This window comes from Enterobacter sp. MALB-1 (assembly GCF_041021625.1).
GTDB lineage: Bacteria > Pseudomonadota > Gammaproteobacteria > Enterobacterales > Enterobacteriaceae > Enterobacter > Enterobacter oligotrophicus.
Map to the genome: position 1 here is coordinate 4,164,258 of NZ_JBDPJL010000001.1, position 15,932 is coordinate 4,180,189.

A 15,932-nucleotide genomic window follows, 5' to 3' on the forward strand; every position below is an offset into this window, starting at 1 on the left:
GGCTTTACATCGTTTATGTCCGGCTGGCCACGAATTTACTACAAATTACTTAATTTACCATTAAGCGTCCTGGTAAAAAGTAAGTCTATCCCAGCAGAACCCGCGCTGGAATTAGGGCTCGATACATCACGCCCTATTATGTACGTTTTGCCTTATAACTCGAAGGCTGACTTGCTGACGCTTCGCGCCCAGTGCCTGGCGCATGATTTACCTGACCCGCTTGAACCGCTGGAAGTTGACGGTACTCTGCTGCCACGCTACGTGTTTATTCACGGCGGGCCGCGCGTGTTTACCTATTACACGCCGAAAGAAGAGTCCATCAAGCTGTTCCACGACTACCTCGATCTGCACCGCAGCAATCCCGATCTGGATGTGCAGATGGTGCCGGTCTCCGTGATGTTCGGTCGCCGTCCGGGTCGCGAAAAAGGCGAAGAGAATCCACCGCTGCGCATGCTTAACGGCATCCAGAAGTTTTTCGCTGTCTCCTGGCTGGGGCGCGACAGCTTCGTGCGTTTCTCCCCTTCCGTCTCGCTGCGCCGCATGGCGGACGAGCACGGCACCGACAAGATCATCGCGCAAAAACTGGCGCGCGTGGCGCGTATGCACTTTGCCCGCCAGCGTCTGGCTGCTGTAGGCCCACGCCTCCCGGCACGTCAGGATCTGTTCAATAAGCTGCTGGCCTCCAAAGCGATTGCCCGCGCGGTAGAAGACGAAGCGCGCAGCAAGAAAATTTCGCACGAGAAAGCACAGCAGAATGCCATCGCGCTGATGGAAGAGATCGCCGCGAACTTCTCCTACGAGATGATTCGTCTCTCCGATCGTATCCTGGGCTTTACGTGGAACCGCCTCTATCAGGGCATTAACGTCCACAACGCCGAGCGCGTGCGTCAGCTGGCGCACGACGGCCACGAGATTGTCTATGTACCTTGCCACCGCAGTCACATGGACTATCTGCTGCTCTCCTACGTGTTGTATCACCAGGGGCTGGTGCCGCCGCACATCGCTGCCGGTATCAACCTGAATTTCTGGCCGGCAGGCCCGATCTTCCGTCGCCTGGGTGCATTCTTTATTCGTCGTACCTTTAAGGGCAACAAGCTCTACTCCACCGTTTTCCGTGAATATCTCGGCGAGCTGTTTAGCCGCGGTTATTCCGTTGAATATTTCGTGGAGGGCGGCCGCTCCCGTACCGGTCGTCTGCTCGATCCGAAGACCGGCACGCTGTCGATGACCATCCAGGCGATGCTGCGCGGCGGAACCCGTCCGATCACGCTGGTGCCCATTTACATCGGCTATGAACACGTGATGGAAGTAGGCACCTACGCCAAAGAGCTGCGCGGTGCGACCAAAGAAAAAGAGAGCCTGCCGCAAATGCTGCGCGGCCTGAGCAAGCTGCGCAACCTCGGCGAGGGCTACGTGAACTTTGGCGAGCCAATGCCGCTGATGACGTACCTGAACAATCATGTCCCGGAGTGGCGCGAGTCTATCGATCCTATCGAAGCAGTACGCCCGGCCTGGCTGACGCCAACGGTTAATGGCATTGCTGCTGAGCTGATGGTGCGTATTAACAACGCAGGTGCGGCAAACGCCATGAACCTGTGCTGTACCGCGCTGCTGGCCTCGCGCCAGCGTTCACTGACGCGTGAGCAACTGACCGAGCAGCTTGATTGCTACCTGGACATCATGCGTAACGTGCCGTATTCCATCGACGCTACCGTGCCGTCTGCGACTGCCAGCGAGCTTATCGATCACGCGCTGCAGATGAACAAGTTTGAGGTCGAGAAAGATACGATTGGTGACATCATCATTCTGCCGCGCGAGCAGGCGGTGCTGATGACCTACTATCGCAACAACATTACGCATATGTTGATGCTGCCATCTTTAATGGCAGCCATCATTACCCAGCATCGTCGTATTTCGCGTCAGGAGCTGCTGCGCCACATTGAGGCCATCTATCCGATGCTGAAAGCGGAGTTGTTCCTGCGCTGGAGTAAAGATGAGCTGGCGGTAGAGCTTAATAAAATGATGGAAGAGATGCGCCGTCAGGGGCTTATCACCATCAACAACGATGAGCTGAACATCAATCCATCGCGCTCTCGTACCCTGCAACTGCTGGCGGCCGGTGCGCGCGAAACGCTGCAGCGTTATGCGATCACCTTCTGGTTGCTGAGCGCGAACCCGTCCATCAACCGCGGAACGCTGGAAAAAGAGAGCCGGACGCTGGCACAGCGCCTGTCCGTTCTGCACGGCATTAACGCACCGGAATTCTTCGATAAAGCGGTATTCAGTTCTCTGGTGCTGACGCTGCGTGATGAAGGGTTTATCAGTGATACGGGCGATGCCGAGCCGGAAGAGACGCTGAAGGTTTACCAGATGCTGGCAGACCTGATTACGTCGGATGTGCGTTTAACGATCGAGAGTGCGACGCAGGGCGAGTGATGTTAAAAGCCGGGTGGCGCTAACGCTAACCCGGCCTACATGTTCTGCTAAATCGTAGGCCGGGTAAGGCGAAGCTGCCACCCGGCTTTTTTATGAGAAGTAACTCATCGCCAGCCCCAGAAACAGCACCAGCCCGACGTAGTTATTATTCAGAAACGCTTTAAAGCACGCTTCACGTTCGCGCTTCGCGATCAGCTTTTGCTGGTACGCAAACAGCAGCCCCGCCACCAGCACCGACCAGTAAAACGCCCAGTTCAGCCCGTTCAGACGACCAATCGCCACCATCAGCACCAGCACCGCCACCTGCAGGATACCGATGATCAGTTTGTCATGACGGCCAAACAGAATGGCGGTCGATTTGATGCCAATTTTCAGGTCATCGTCACGATCGACCATCGCATACTGTGTATCGTAAGCGACAGCCCAGAGAATATTCGCCAGGAACATCAGCCAGCAACTGAGCGGTACAGATTCGCTAACGGCAGCAAACGCCATCGGAATCGACCAGCCGAACGCCGCACCCAGCACCACCTGCGGAAGATGGGTATAGCGCTTCATAAACGGGTAGACCCAGGCGAGCGCCAGCGCAGCAACGGAGAGCAGGATGGTCATGGTGTTGAGCGTTAACACCAGCAGGAACGAAAGCAGCACCAGCACCACAAACAGCGTCCGGGCCTCTTTCTCGGTGACCTGCCCACTCGGCAGAGGACGGCTGGCGGTACGTTTGACGTGCCCGTCAAATTTCCGGTCCGCATAGTCGTTCACCACGCAGCCCGCTGCACGCATCAGCCAGACGCCCGCCACAAATACCGCCAGTATCCACAGCGGCGGCAGGCCAGGCGTTGCAACCCACAGCGCCCATAAGGTCGGCCACAGCAGCAGCAATGCGCCAATGGGTTTATCAGTACGCATTAAGCGGTGATAGGCCAGCAGCTTATTCTGCGTCAGACTCCACTCCATTTTCTCTTCCTCTTAGTACAACGGCGACGCCGGTAAAAAAAGCTCCGTCAGTATTAACGGCTTGCCACTCAGGCGAAGACGGGAACGACGCCCCCACAGATCGGCATCGCGACCAATTTCAATAAAATCTCGGGTGAGTTCAGACGAGGTGAACAGATACCGCCCCAGCGGTGTTTTCCCGAGGCGTTGCAGCGCCAGCTCCGGCCCGGAAAGGGTGGACTCAGGTACAACCGTCCGCCCGGCAAGCCACGGCTCACCGTCGGCACACAGTAAAATTTCACGCAGCCAGTAGCGATCTTCTTGCGGCAACAGCGGCAGTTCATGGGTAACGTCATCAGCAGAGACAAACCCTTCCTGAATCATCGTCACCGTGACGGTTTTGCCCTGTTGCTCAAAACGTTTCGTCATGGAATCTTCCAGCAGCAACCAGTCCAGTTGCTCCGGGTCAAGCGCAGGTATTTGGTCGAAATAGCGCAGCGCACGCAGTTGCGTTAGCGCAGGGTGTGACATGCCAGATTCTCCGATACATAACGTAATGGCATTGTATCGCAGAAAAGCAGATTGAGGGCGGCCAAACGTTATTTAGCGATCACTATCGCAACAATGGCGCAACAGCACGGTCAGAACCAAAAAAAGTGCGCCCACTCAGGCGCACTAAACGACTAACAAATCAGCACTGTGGGGAGACGATCACCCCTTGCCTTTTACACTGCTGATAAAGGTGGAACGGGCAGTGGTTGAACCTAAACGCTCGGCTTCATCAAGCAGTTTCAGTGCTTTATCGACATCACCACTCTTAACGGCCTGCTTAATCGCGTTGTTGAAATAGGTTTCGGTATCGTTCAGTACCGGCTCGGATGGCTTCGCCGGTGCTGGGGCTGGTGTTGCGGCGGCAGCGGTTGCAGCTGGGGCGGCATAGACTGGGGAAGCGGTGTTGCCTACCGTGACAGGGCCGGTACTGGAGGAGCCAAACAATGGGCCAACCAGCACACTGGAACCGCTGTTCGTTTTCACCTTCAGCTTTAACGTTCCGTCGGTGACGTGACGAGCGATCGGGTCTGGAATATCCGGAACGGCATTACCGGTGCCTTTTGCATAGGCTTTGGCCGGATCGAGCAGCGTGGTGGTCTTCTGGAGATCTTGCTCAGTGGTAAAGACCAGCACGTAGAGTTTTTGCTGGCCCAGCGCAGGCGTCAGGCGCATCACGCCTTCCAGACGATCGGCGCTCATCACGCCAGGCTCCTGATACGTAAAGTATTCACTTGGGAAAAAGGCAGATGGCGTCATGTTCTGATCGAGAATCAGCACGTTTGGCGCAAAGACGCTGGTCTGCTTGTTGACTTCACTGGTCAAGGTAATAGCCAGCTCACCGATATTGGCAGGTACGCTATACGCAGCAACCGGACCGGTAATCCCCGGAACATTCAGTGACTGACCACCCGTTGAGAGCTGGGTGGTCTGGGTTTTAGACTGATCGACAGGGGTCCAGACAAGCTGTTGCAATGCCGCTGTCGGAATGGCTGGGGCAGAAGTCGTGTTTTGTGGAACGAAATTCACATTGGCGAGCGTCACTGCAGGCGCACATGCCAGCAACCCTGCGGATAAGCAAAGAGCAAGGAGAGTTTTGTTCATTTTCATTGTTATCACCTCATAAAGCACAGGTTCAGCGGTAGCCAGGCAATAGCGCGCCGTCCCGAAGGATTGAGGGGCTTTCGCCCCTCAGTTTGGTCATTACGTCAGATTAAGACCGGATTACCACCAGATTTCCATCTGAGCGCCGAAGGACCACTCATCGTTGTCGCCGCGGCCGAAGGAGCTACCATTGAAGCCATCTTTAAACGCTTTACCGTAGTTAGCGTTGTTAGATGGGTTACCGCTGTAGTCATAACCCCACTTCTCATCCCACTTCGCGTAGGTTGCGAAGACACGAATCGCCGGACGAGACCAGATGCTGTCGCCCGCCTGCCATTGTTGTGCCAGGGTGATTTTATACTGGTTGTTGGTTTCGTCAGCGCTTTGCGATTTAACGTTGTCGTAGCCCACTTCCAGCAAGGTGCTCATGATCGGTGTCCATTTGAACATCGGACGCACGCCCACGGTCCACCACTTGGTACCGTTGTTGTTATCCCAGTCGATGTCCTGGTACATACCGACGTACATCAGGTCCCAGCGATCGCCCAGAGAAATTGCACCGTGATCAAGGATACGCAGCAGGCTACCGTTGTTGTTGATGTCGTAGGCATAGCCACTATTACCATCGATACCTACACCAGAACCTTGAGACAGACCTTTACCCTGAGATGTCATTGAATCGGTAGCGTACTGAACAACAAACTTGTTGTAGCCTTTCAGCATGCTCTGGGTGTGTTCAGCAGTGAACATCCAGCCATCTTTGGACGCGCCGTCAACCAGGCGATAATCATCACGCGGGTTAGCACGACCGTAGTCAACACCCAGCTCCAGGGTGCCGCCTGGGTTGATTTCCATCTGCGCTAAACGCACGTCAAACACGTCGTTTGCGGTACGGGTGGTGTAATCATAAATGCTGTTGCTGGCGAAGGAGGAAGAACCGCCCGCTTCGGAAGAACGGGTTGCTGCCAGAGAGAGTTTACCGAAGCCCAGATCGATATTTTCCAGACCCGCACCAGGACCAGAGATATCCCAGTAGTAGAAGTCGATCATATGAACGTCGTGACGCTGATAGAAGCGCTTACCGGCCCAGATGGTGGAGCCAGGCAGCCACTCAATCAGGTTTTTACCCTGCACGTTGGCTTCACGGAACGCCGGGTCAGTCGCTTCCCAGTCGTTCTGTTGCGCCACGGAGTACGCTACGTTGGTGTCAAAGTAGAAGCTCTTATCACCTTCTTTCCACACTTCCTGGCCCAGCTTCAGCTCAGCATAGGTTTCACATTCGTTACCAAGACGGTATTTACTTTGAGCACCGGTCGCCTGGAAACATTGTTGTTCACCGCCACTACCCGTCCAGCCGATACCGGAACGAGCATAACCATGGAAATCCACAGCCAGTGCCTGAGCAGACATTACGCCCGCTGCGACGGCAACTGCCAAAGGAAGTTTGCGCAGAGTAATCATTATTCTATCTCCTGAGATCATTGCTTTTCTTTGTAATTGGAATGCTTAGACGCCTGGCTCTTTATGCAGCCGACGACATGCAGTGCCATCCTCACGGAATAAATGGCAACGCTCTGGCGGCAAGCCGATAGCGAATTTGGCACCCTCTTCTACCAACACCACGTCATTCTGGCGGTAGACCAGGTTTTGACGGATGGCGGGGATCTGGATATGAATCTGTGTTTCGTGACCAAGTTGTTCGACGACCTGAACGTCCCCTTCGAGGGTCACATCGGCGATGTGGCTCGGCAGTAAATGCTCAGGACGGATACCCAGGGACATATTTGCCCCGACCTGTACGTTGGCACTGTCGACCGGCAGCCAGACTTGCTGACGGTTTGGCAGCTCCACCTGTACCTGTTCAATCGCCGTCGCGGTCACTTTGACCGGCAGGAAGTTCATCTTTGGCGAGCCAATAAAGCCCGCAACAAAGCGGTCTGCCGGGTAGTGATAAAGCTCCAGCGGTTTGCCCACCTGTGCCACGCGACCGGCATCCAGCACCACGATTTTGTCGGCCAGCGTCATCGCTTCGACCTGGTCGTGGGTGACGTAAATCATCGTGCGGCCCAGGCGTTTGTGCAGACGGGAAATTTCGATACGCATCTGGACGCGCAGCGCGGCATCCAGGTTGGAAAGGGGTTCATCGAGCAGGAACACACGCGGTTCCGCTACCAGCGTACGGCCAATCGCCACGCGCTGACGCTGACCACCAGAGAGCGCTTTCGGTTTACGCTCCAGCAGGTGCGCCAGCTGCAACACTTCCGCCACCTGAGTGACGCGCTGATTAATGGTCTCTTTTTTCGCGCCAGCCAGCTTCAGGCCAAAAGACATGTTCTCGGCAACGGACAGATGGGGATAAAGCGCATAAGACTGGAAAACCATACCCACGCCACGTTCGGCAGGCGGGATGTCGTTCATGCGGGTGTCACCAATAAACAAATCGCCACTGGTGATCGTTTCAAGACCGGCAATCATACGCAGCAGAGTCGATTTACCGCAGCCTGACGGGCCAACGAACACCACGAACTCACCTTCGTGGATGTCCAGATTGATGTCTTTCGACACCACTACGTCGCCCCAGGCTTTCGTTACATTACGCAGCTGTACGCTCGCCATGCCCTTCTCCCTTCGTTACAACCTGTCACCGACAGAAACATTCAAGATAAGTTCACTATGGGGTTTTCATTACTTTCGTGAATCCTCCACCCCCCGGCTTTTTTATGGGGGAGGAGGCGGGAGGATGAGGAAGCAGGCTCTGCGACCGCAGCTGGCGGGCTGAGGCGAAAATCGTGAAGCCGCCTGCAAAATTCGGAGGGTTTTTATGTGCGCCAGCACTCATAACTTAAATTTATGTTACAGGGATCACACAAACAAGGGGTGGGGCGTAGGGCGTGGGAGGATGGAAAGAGGATGTCAAATAAGGAGACTGAGTCACGTTGAACCACTGAAGTCGTACCACGAGCACATCACCAAAAAAGGATGGCAGATATGAAGATCAAGACTGGCGCACGCGTTTTCGCATTGTCCGCCCTGGCAGCAATGATGATTTCCGCTCCGGCTCTCGCCAAAATTGAAGAAGGTAAGCTGGTTATCTGGATTAACGGCGACAAAGGTTATAACGGCCTGGCCGAAGTGGGTAAAAAATTCGAGAAAGACACCGGTATCAAAGTTACCGTAGAACACCCGGACAAGCTGGAAGAGAAGTTCCCGCAGGTTGCAGCAACGGGTGATGGCCCGGACATCATTTTCTGGGCGCATGACCGTTTCGGCGGTTACGCACAATCTGGCCTGCTGGCTGAAGTCACGCCAGACAAAGCCTTCCAGGACAAGCTGTTCCCGTTCACCTGGGACGCCGTCCGCTATAACGGCAAGCTGATCGCGTATCCGATCGCGGTTGAAGCCCTGTCTCTGATTTATAACAAAGACCTGGTGCCGAACCCGCCGAAAACCTGGGAAGAGATCCCTGCCCTGGATAAAGCGCTGAAGGCGAAAGGTAAATCGGCCCTGATGTTCAACCTGCAAGAACCGTACTTCACCTGGCCGCTGATTGCTGCCGATGGCGGTTACGCGTTCAAGTTTGAAAACGGCAAATATGACGTGAAAGACGTGGGCGTGGACAGCCCAGGCGCGAAAGCAGGCCTGACCTTCCTGGTTGACCTGATTAAGAACAAGCACATGAACGCAGATACCGACTACTCCATCGCGGAAGCGGCGTTCAACAAAGGCGAAACCGCGATGACCATTAACGGTCCGTGGGCCTGGACTAACATCGACAAGAGCAAAATCAACTACGGCGTCACGCTGCTGCCAACCTTCAAAGGCAAGCCGTCTAAACCGTTCGTTGGCGTGCTGAGCGCGGGTATCAACGCCGCCAGCCCGAATAAAGAGCTGGCGAAAGAGTTCCTGGAAAACTACCTGCTGACCGATCAGGGTCTGGATGAAGTGAACAAGGACAAACCGCTGGGTGCCGTTGCGCTGAAATCCTTCCAGGATACGTTAGCGAAAGATCCACGTATCGCGGCCACCATGGATAACGCCCAGAAAGGCGAAATCATGCCGAACATTCCGCAAATGGCGGCGTTCTGGTATGCCACGCGTACTGCAGTTATCAACGCCGCAAGCGGTCGTCAGACTGTTGATGCTGCGCTGAAAGATGCTCAGGGTCGTATTACTAAGTAATCAGAAAAACGGCGGGTGGCGCGTGCGCTTACCCGCCCTACGACTACGGCACGATCCGTAGGTCAGGTAAGCGCAACGCCACCTGACGATAAGTTTCCATCGCTGTATGAGGAAGAACCCCATGGATGTCATTAAAAAGAAACACTGGTGGCAAAGCGACGCGCTGAAGTGGTCAGTGATTGGTCTGCTGTGTCTGCTGGTGGGTTACCTTGTTGTTTTAATGTACGTACAAGGGGAGTATCTGTTCGCCATCATGACGCTGATTTTAAGCTCTGCTGGCCTGTATATTTTCGCTAACCGTAAAGCCTATGCCTGGCGTTATGTTTACCCAGGTGTTGCCGGGATGGGGCTGTTTGTTCTGTTCCCGCTGATTTGTACTATCGCCATTGCATTCACCAACTACAGCAGCACCAACCAGCTCGCGCAAGAACGCGCAACGCAGGTGCTTCTGGACCGTTCTTATCAGGCGGGTAAAACGTTTAATTTCGGCCTGTATCCTGCCGGAGACGAGTGGACGTTAGCGCTCACTGACGGCGAAAGCGGCAAACATTATCTTTCCGACGCGTTCAAGTTTGGCGGTGAGCAAAAGCTGACCCTGAAAGAGACTGACGCGCTACCGGAAGGCGAACGCGCCAACCTGCGTATCATTACCCAAAACCGTCAGGCGCTGACCCAGCTCACCGCCGTGCTGCCCGATGAAAGCAAAGTGACCATGAGCTCGCTGCGCCAGTTCTCCGGCACGCAGCCGCTCTACACCCTGGCGGATGACGGCACGCTCACCAACAACCAGAGTGGCGTGAAGTATCGCCCGAACAATGACATCGGTTTTTATCAGTCTGTGAATGCCGATGGCAACTGGGGTGATGACAAACTCAGCCCAGGCTACACCGTTACCATCGGCTGGGATAACTTCACCCGCGTGTTTACCGACGAAGGTATTCAGAAGCCCTTCTTCGCTATCTTCGTCTGGACGGTGGTCTTCTCGGTGCTAACGGTGATCCTGACCGTTGCCGTGGGCATGGTACTGGCCTGTCTGGTGCAGTGGGAGTCCCTTAAAGGCAAAGCGATTTACCGCGTGCTGCTGATCCTGCCGTATGCCGTACCATCGTTTATCTCGATTCTGATTTTCAAAGGACTGTTTAACCAGAGCTTCGGTGAAATCAACATGATGCTGAGCGCGCTGTTCGGCATCAAACCGGCCTGGTTCAGCGACCCGACCACCGCCCGTTCGATGATCATCATCGTGAACACCTGGCTGGGTTATCCGTACATGATGATCCTGTGCATGGGGCTGCTGAAAGCTATTCCGGACGACCTGTACGAAGCCTCGGCAATGGACGGTGCAGGCCCGTTCCAGAACTTCTTTAAAATTACGCTACCGCTGCTCATTAAGCCGCTGACGCCGCTGATGATTGCCAGCTTCGCCTTTAACTTTAACAACTTCGTGCTGATTCAGCTGTTGACCAACGGCGGCCCGGACCGTCTCGGCACCACCACGCCGGCAGGCTATACCGACCTGCTCGTGAGCTACACCTACCGTATCGCCTTTGAAGGCGGCGGCGGTCAGGACTTCGGTCTGGCGGCGGCGATTGCCACCCTGATCTTCCTGCTGGTAGGCGCACTGGCGATTGTGAACCTGAAAGCCACACGCATGAAATTCGACTAAGGAGGGCACTGACTATGTCTATGGTTCAACCTAAATCTCAGAAACTGCGCCTCCTCGTGACGCACTTAGGGCTGCTGATTTTCATCGCGGCGATCATGTTCCCGCTACTGATGGTCATCGCCATCTCCCTGCGTTCGGGTAACTTTGCCACCGGGAGCCTGATCCCGGATGAAATTTCCTGGGAGCACTGGAAGCTCGCGCTGGGCTTCAGCGTGGAACACGCGGACGGACGCGTGACGCCACCGCCGTTCCCGGTGCTGCTGTGGCTGTGGAACTCGGTCAAAGTGGCGACCATCACCGCGATCGGTATCGTGGCCCTTTCCACTACCTGTGCTTACGCGTTTGCCCGCATGCGTTTCCCTGGCAAAGCCGCGCTGCTGAAAGGGATGCTGATTTTCCAGATGTTCCCGGCCGTGCTGTCACTGGTGGCGTTGTATGCTTTGTTTGACCGTCTGGGCCAGTACGTGCCGTTTATCGGCCTGAACACCCACGGCGGCGTGATCTTCGCTTACCTGGGCGGTATCGCCCTGCATGTGTGGACCATTAAAGGCTATTTCGAAACCATCGACGGCTCGCTGGAAGAAGCGGCAGCACTGGATGGTGCCACACCGTGGCAGGCATTCCGCCTGGTGCTGCTACCGCTGTCGGTGCCTATCCTGGCGGTGGTGTTTATCCTGTCGTTTATCGCTGCTATTACCGAAGTACCGGTCGCGTCTCTGTTACTGCGCGATGTCAACAGCTATACGCTGGCCGTCGGTATGCAGCAGTACCTCAACCCGCAGAACTACCTGTGGGGCGATTTTGCCGCTGCGGCGGTACTCTCCGCCATTCCGATTACCCTGGTGTTCCTGCTGGCGCAGCGCTGGCTGGTTAACGGCCTGACGGCGGGCGGTGTAAAAGGTTAAGTTTCATCATGTTATGCCACTGCAACCCTCAACTTTGACGTATTGTATTGACCCAACTTGTGACTGTTATTCGGCGGCCTCCGGGCCGCCATTTTTTTATTCGCGTTTCAGCCGCTTCGAGTTGCACAGCCAGAGGGTGATCACCAGCAGCAGGATCGCTGCTGAGTAGATCAGCACGTCGAGCGGGGATTTATGATCGACGATGATCAGCCGCACAATCGCGGTGATCCCAATGTAGACAAAATAGCGCAGCGGGAAGTGAAAGCCGGACTGAAAATACTTCACAATCAGGGCGATAAATTCAAAGTAGAGAAAGTAGACCACCAGGCCTTCCACCAGCTCATATTTGCTGGTTTGTTCAGGGGCGAACAGCACATCTGCCAGATGCACCGTCTCTTTACCCAAAAAGACGACCAGGATCAGGCCAAGGCTCAGCAGACCGAGATTCAGCACGGTCTGGAGGATTGTTGAGATAAACTCAACGCGCGGACGAGTCAGGGATGTCATACAGCACCTCATTCTCCAGGGCGAGGTTCCTGTATAACGCAAAAATGTGACGGGGATCTATATTTTTTGTTTATGTTTGGGGCATTCGCATGCCTGCCGGGCGGCACTGCGTTTGCCCGGCCTACAAAAAACAATGTCGTAGGCCCGGTAAGCGCAGCGCCACCGGGCAAGCAAGCATCAACGGAAGTTAATGTTCTTATCGCTGGTCATATCATAAAGCTGGAACTTACGACCAAGCTGCTGACCGCCATCACGCGTCAGCGGCGTCCAGCCAATCGCCGCACGGCTGCGGGTTGGGCCTGACGAGAACAGATCCAGCGGAATCGATACGTAGACTCCTTTGGTGAAGTCCCCTTCCCCGTATTCGTCCGGCGAGACGTTGGTGATCGTGGCATAGCCACCGACAACCACGCCGCTGTCGAAGTGTTTAGAGATATCGAGCGTACCGCCCTTATCGCCTGCCAGATACTGCCCGACGCTGGCTTTCACCAGCACGTCCTGCGCGAACGACGGCGTCCAGTAGGCGGTCAGGTGGCCAGTTTTCACGCTGTAGTCGGTGAATTTCATCATGTCCTGCGCGCTGCGCCAGTCACGCTGTTTCACGTAGTTAGCATCAATCCCAAATGCCCAGTTACTGTCGACAGGACGATAAAGCACCTCTGCCCCCGCGCCGCCGTACATGGTTTCCAGATAACCGCCGTAGACCTGGCCATAGAAACCATTACCGAAGTACTGGAAGTAGTTGGCCTGCAGGTTATTCACGTAAGCATCGTTCTGCACATATTCACGCACGCGGGTACGCACGCGCGGCAGCTTTGAGTCGCTCGGCGGATTGGTATAGTTAAATTTGTCGTAGTTGTTGGCAATGTTGCCGAACAGGCTTCCTGTCGTCAGCAAGTGATCGGTGACCCACAGATCCGCTGTCGCCATCACACCCAACTGATACATATAGAAGTTTTCAGGCCCGCCGACGGACTGGTTCAGCACCGGATCGATATGGAAATCGAAGCGGGATTTATCGATATACCAGCCCTGCTCGGTAGACTCAGGCACTATCGGTTCAACGCGTTTTTGTACCAGCTCGGTTTCATGCCCAAGCGGTTCGCCTTCCAGATGACGCTTAAGGCTGGCAACGTCCGTTTCCGTGGTGACCTGCGGCAGGTTAAGACGGTTTTCCGTCACGCGGATGGTGCGAACCCCGTCTGGCAGATCGTTCATGATGATCCGGTTAGCGCGTTCGATCCCTTCACGCGAGTCGCGGTATTTCACCTGCTCACCGGTAACGTACAGCGTATCGCCTTTTACCTGAATTTTTGGATCGGCCAGGCCGGCATTGTATTTCAGCAGCGTCAGCTGATTCGCCACGACGGAATGCTGAATGATCGCATCCTGCGGCTCTGGCTGATATTTCGGTCGCGCATTGTCGTTGTAGTGCGGCCGCATATCGTTAAAGTTAGTGCGCAGCGTGAAGCCAAACATCACGGTATTGCCACGCTCGTAGCTGAGGTTAACGTCGGCCCAATCGGTGACACGGTAAATAGCACCGACGTTAAACTTGCTCTTCTGCTCAATCTTCCCGGCGAAATCCTGCGAATAGTTATTCCCTTCATACTCCAGCTTCAGGCGCAGCGGCTGCCAGGGCGTTTGATACTCTACGCCGCCAAACAACGAGGCCGGGCCGTGGAACATTTGATCGCCGTTGATGGAACCGGCTTTCTGGTAGCTGTTATCGCGATAGCAATATTTATCGCTGTAGGAACAGAATGGGTTTTTGACGTTACCGCTGGTGCCGAGATAGCCCCAGCCAAGACCGAGAGAGAAATCGAACGGTCCCCAGGCCTTGCTGGCAACAACATATTCCGCATCAAACAGGCCGGTCCCGCCGATATCTTTCGCGCCAACGGAAACCTGCGGCATCCAGTAGCTCTCTTCCCACAGACGCAGCTTCACATCGAAGGCTTTGTCTTTATAGGTCTGGTTGCCGGAGAAGGATTCAACGCTGCTGTACTCTTTTGTACGCACATCGGTATAGCGCAGCGTGGTTTCGAGCCACGGAAACAGCTGGACGGACGCGGAGTAGTAGCGGTACTGATCGTTATCACGGTAGTTAAGGCTGATTTCCCCTTCGCGAGCCATCCGCGCGGTCGGGGTTTGCAGTAAACCGACGCCGCCAAAGTCTGATTGCGACGGACCAACGGGTGCCGGATACGTTTCTGCATGGCAGGCCGCGCTCACGCACAGCGCCAGCATGCTGTAGAGATAGGTTCTTTTCATTATTCCGGTATCCGCTGCGTCAGGGAATGAAGGATGTCGGTATTAAGCCCGTCATACGCCTTCGTCCAGAAATGGTCGGCAAAACCGACAAAAATCACGCTGCCGGGCATGGGTTCGATATGGCGTTTATTCCAGTAGGCCACCGGCGTTTTTTGCGTGCGCCCGTCAGGGTAAACCACCCAGGCATAACTGTTATCCGCGCCGCTGAGCAGGCTTTGCTCGTCGAGATAGCTCGCCACGTCGCGGCCCGGTGTAAATGGCGCTTTTCCCGGACGGCTGACAAGGCCCATCACGGTGATAGTTGAAGGCCGTGCCGGAAGCCAGAGCGAATATTCCCCTTCCAGCATCGGGTTACCGTTTTCCGCGACGCGCACGTCATCCGGGTCGAGATTCACCTTCTGGCGTCCCGTTACTTTCACCGCCTGAAGCTGCTGGCGAACGCTGTTGATGGCTGCCGCATCGTCACCGTCTTCCTGCCCGGCTAATTCGGCTAATCTGGCAAGCAGTGCAGCGTGTTTTTGTTCCGCCTCAACCGTTGCCTGTCGTTCACCGATCACCGCCCCCGGCCACCAGCTGTTGGCAAGCCTCGGCTGCCCGACGAGATCGAGCAGATGCCCGGCATTGGTTAACGTTTTAGGCTCGGCACTGTCAGGCGTGTAGACCTTTACCGTTCCGGCTGACCATGCCACAGGCGTTGTCAGGCTTGCGATCAGCGCTACGCGGATAAGCATCTTCATGATTTCGCCGCCTTAATCAGGGTGGTTTTTATCGGGAAGAAATCTGCACCGAGATACTGCAAGGACTGGCGGATCTGCCCTTCCTCATCCACCCAGAAACGGTTATGCCAGGTAGCCTGATCGGTTGTCACCTCTTCATCCAGCACACGAACCTGAGTCTCATCACTGCCCACTTTCACGCTGTCCGTACCGTCCCAGCGGAAGAGGGAGCGGGCCGTGGCGTAGCGCACCTGTTTGTGCTCGGTCCAGCCCATCGTGCGCGTCCAGCTTGCCCCGTCGGTAATCTGATTCGGCTTAATGAGCGGGTCAGCCGCGAGGTTATTCACCTCAAGCAGGTTATCGCCGCCGAGCAGGGTTTTCACGATACGGCCATGCTGCGTCACGATGGTGGCCTGATCCTGCGTCACCCATTTCTGCTGCCCGTTTTCGTCGAAAGCGAGCACCACAAACAGTTGCGGGCCATCGTTGAGCTGCATGTACTGGCTGGCATACGGCATGTTCTGCAGTTCGTCATCGGTCAGATGCACGCCCGGCGTGCCGAACATGCTGTCCCACAGTGAGTTTCCCAGCCCTTTGGTGGTGGCTGAGCACGCCTGCAACAGCAGGCAAATCAGGATGATTGCAGGTCGCTTCACG

Annotated in this window: 13 protein-coding genes; 4 read left to right on the plus strand and 9 right to left on the minus strand. The window is 55.4% G+C overall.

Annotated features, from left to right (window positions below; all coding sequences use genetic code 11):
- Nucleotides 1-15: 15 nt before the first annotated feature.
- On the plus strand, nucleotides 16-2,436 hold the full coding sequence (gene plsB, locus ABGB15_RS20015; RefSeq protein ID WP_215723561.1) for a glycerol-3-phosphate 1-O-acyltransferase PlsB: 2,421 nt from the start codon (nucleotides 16-18) through the stop codon (nucleotides 2,434-2,436).
- Between the two features lie 90 nt (nucleotides 2,437-2,526).
- Here plsB and ubiA read toward each other — a convergent pair whose 3' ends face one another.
- The 5 genes from ubiA to malK form a co-directional block, all read right to left on the minus strand.
- Nucleotides 2,527-3,396: a 4-hydroxybenzoate octaprenyltransferase gene (gene ubiA / locus ABGB15_RS20020; protein ID WP_215723560.1), complete on the minus strand. Its 870-nt coding sequence runs from the start codon at nucleotides 3,394-3,396 to the stop codon at nucleotides 2,527-2,529.
- A 12-nt stretch (nucleotides 3,397-3,408) separates the two neighbouring features.
- Nucleotides 3,409-3,906, minus strand: a complete 498-nt coding sequence (gene ubiC / locus ABGB15_RS20025; RefSeq protein WP_152083034.1) for a chorismate lyase — start codon at nucleotides 3,904-3,906, stop codon at nucleotides 3,409-3,411.
- A 180-nt stretch (nucleotides 3,907-4,086) separates the two neighbouring features.
- Complete coding sequence (gene malM, locus ABGB15_RS20030; RefSeq protein ID WP_152083033.1) at nucleotides 4,087-5,034, minus strand: maltose operon protein MalM; 948 nt, start codon at nucleotides 5,032-5,034, stop codon at nucleotides 4,087-4,089.
- A gap of 114 nt (nucleotides 5,035-5,148) precedes the next feature.
- Nucleotides 5,149-6,492 (minus strand): maltoporin, encoded by a 1,344-nt coding sequence (locus tag ABGB15_RS20035; protein ID WP_152084451.1) that lies wholly within the window; start codon nucleotides 6,490-6,492, stop codon nucleotides 5,149-5,151.
- A gap of 42 nt (nucleotides 6,493-6,534) precedes the next feature.
- Nucleotides 6,535-7,644 (minus strand): maltose/maltodextrin ABC transporter ATP-binding protein MalK, encoded by a 1,110-nt coding sequence (gene malK, locus ABGB15_RS20040; protein WP_152083032.1) that lies wholly within the window; start codon nucleotides 7,642-7,644, stop codon nucleotides 6,535-6,537.
- Between the two features lie 372 nt (nucleotides 7,645-8,016).
- Here malK and malE point away from each other — a divergent pair, with 372 nt between their 5' ends.
- From malE to malG, 3 genes are all read left to right on the plus strand, one after another.
- On the plus strand, nucleotides 8,017-9,207 hold the full coding sequence (gene malE, locus ABGB15_RS20045) for a maltose/maltodextrin ABC transporter substrate-binding protein MalE (protein ID WP_215723559.1): 1,191 nt from the start codon (nucleotides 8,017-8,019) through the stop codon (nucleotides 9,205-9,207).
- Nucleotides 9,208-9,328: 121 nt separating this feature from the next.
- Nucleotides 9,329-10,873, plus strand: coding sequence for a maltose ABC transporter permease MalF (gene malF / locus ABGB15_RS20050; protein WP_215723558.1), 1,545 nt, complete (start codon nucleotides 9,329-9,331; stop codon nucleotides 10,871-10,873).
- A gap of 14 nt (nucleotides 10,874-10,887) precedes the next feature.
- Complete coding sequence (gene malG / locus ABGB15_RS20055) at nucleotides 10,888-11,778, plus strand: maltose ABC transporter permease MalG (protein WP_152083029.1); 891 nt, start codon at nucleotides 10,888-10,890, stop codon at nucleotides 11,776-11,778.
- Nucleotides 11,779-11,874: 96 nt separating this feature from the next.
- Here malG and psiE read toward each other — a convergent pair whose 3' ends face one another.
- From psiE to ABGB15_RS20075, 4 genes are all read right to left on the minus strand, one after another.
- Nucleotides 11,875-12,285 carry a phosphate-starvation-inducible protein PsiE gene (psiE, locus tag ABGB15_RS20060; protein ID WP_014068487.1) on the minus strand — a complete coding sequence of 137 codons (411 nt, stop codon included), beginning with the start codon at nucleotides 12,283-12,285 and terminating at the stop codon, nucleotides 11,875-11,877.
- Nucleotides 12,286-12,462: 177 nt separating this feature from the next.
- Nucleotides 12,463-14,559 carry a YjbH domain-containing protein gene (locus ABGB15_RS20065; protein WP_152083028.1) on the minus strand — a complete coding sequence of 699 codons (2,097 nt, stop codon included), beginning with the start codon at nucleotides 14,557-14,559 and terminating at the stop codon, nucleotides 12,463-12,465.
- Entirely contained in the window at nucleotides 14,559-15,299 is a 741-nt protein-coding gene (locus ABGB15_RS20070; RefSeq protein ID WP_313327508.1) for a capsule biosynthesis GfcC D2 domain-containing protein, read from the minus strand. Before ABGB15_RS20070 ends, ABGB15_RS20065 begins: the two co-directional genes overlap by 1 nt.
- Nucleotides 15,293-15,931, minus strand: a complete 639-nt coding sequence (locus tag ABGB15_RS20075; protein WP_152083026.1) for a YjbF family lipoprotein — start codon at nucleotides 15,929-15,931, stop codon at nucleotides 15,293-15,295. The genes ABGB15_RS20070 and ABGB15_RS20075 overlap by 7 nt, the downstream gene beginning before the upstream one ends.
- Nucleotide 15,932: the final 1 nt, after the last annotated feature.

Bases quoted from the DNA above. Each gene is read 5' to 3' on its own strand.
- ubiC (WP_152083034.1), bottom strand. From the start codon at position 3,906: ATGTCACACCCTGCGCTAACGCAACTGCGTGCGCTGCGCTATTTCGAC.
- psiE (WP_014068487.1), bottom strand. From the start codon at position 12,285: ATGACATCCCTGACTCGTCCGCGCGTTGAGTTTATCTCAACAATCCTC.
- malK (WP_152083032.1), bottom strand. From the start codon at position 7,644: ATGGCGAGCGTACAGCTGCGTAATGTAACGAAAGCCTGGGGCGACGTA.
- plsB (WP_215723561.1), top strand. From the start codon at position 16: ATGTCCGGCTGGCCACGAATTTACTACAAATTACTTAATTTACCATTA.
- malG (WP_152083029.1), top strand. From the start codon at position 10,888: ATGTCTATGGTTCAACCTAAATCTCAGAAACTGCGCCTCCTCGTGACG.
- ABGB15_RS20065 (WP_152083028.1), bottom strand. From the start codon at position 14,559: ATGAAAAGAACCTATCTCTACAGCATGCTGGCGCTGTGCGTGAGCGCG.
- malM (WP_152083033.1), bottom strand. From the start codon at position 5,034: ATGAAAATGAACAAAACTCTCCTTGCTCTTTGCTTATCCGCAGGGTTG.
- malF (WP_215723558.1), top strand. From the start codon at position 9,329: ATGGATGTCATTAAAAAGAAACACTGGTGGCAAAGCGACGCGCTGAAG.
- malE (WP_215723559.1), top strand. From the start codon at position 8,017: ATGAAGATCAAGACTGGCGCACGCGTTTTCGCATTGTCCGCCCTGGCA.
- ubiA (WP_215723560.1), bottom strand. From the start codon at position 3,396: ATGGAGTGGAGTCTGACGCAGAATAAGCTGCTGGCCTATCACCGCTTA.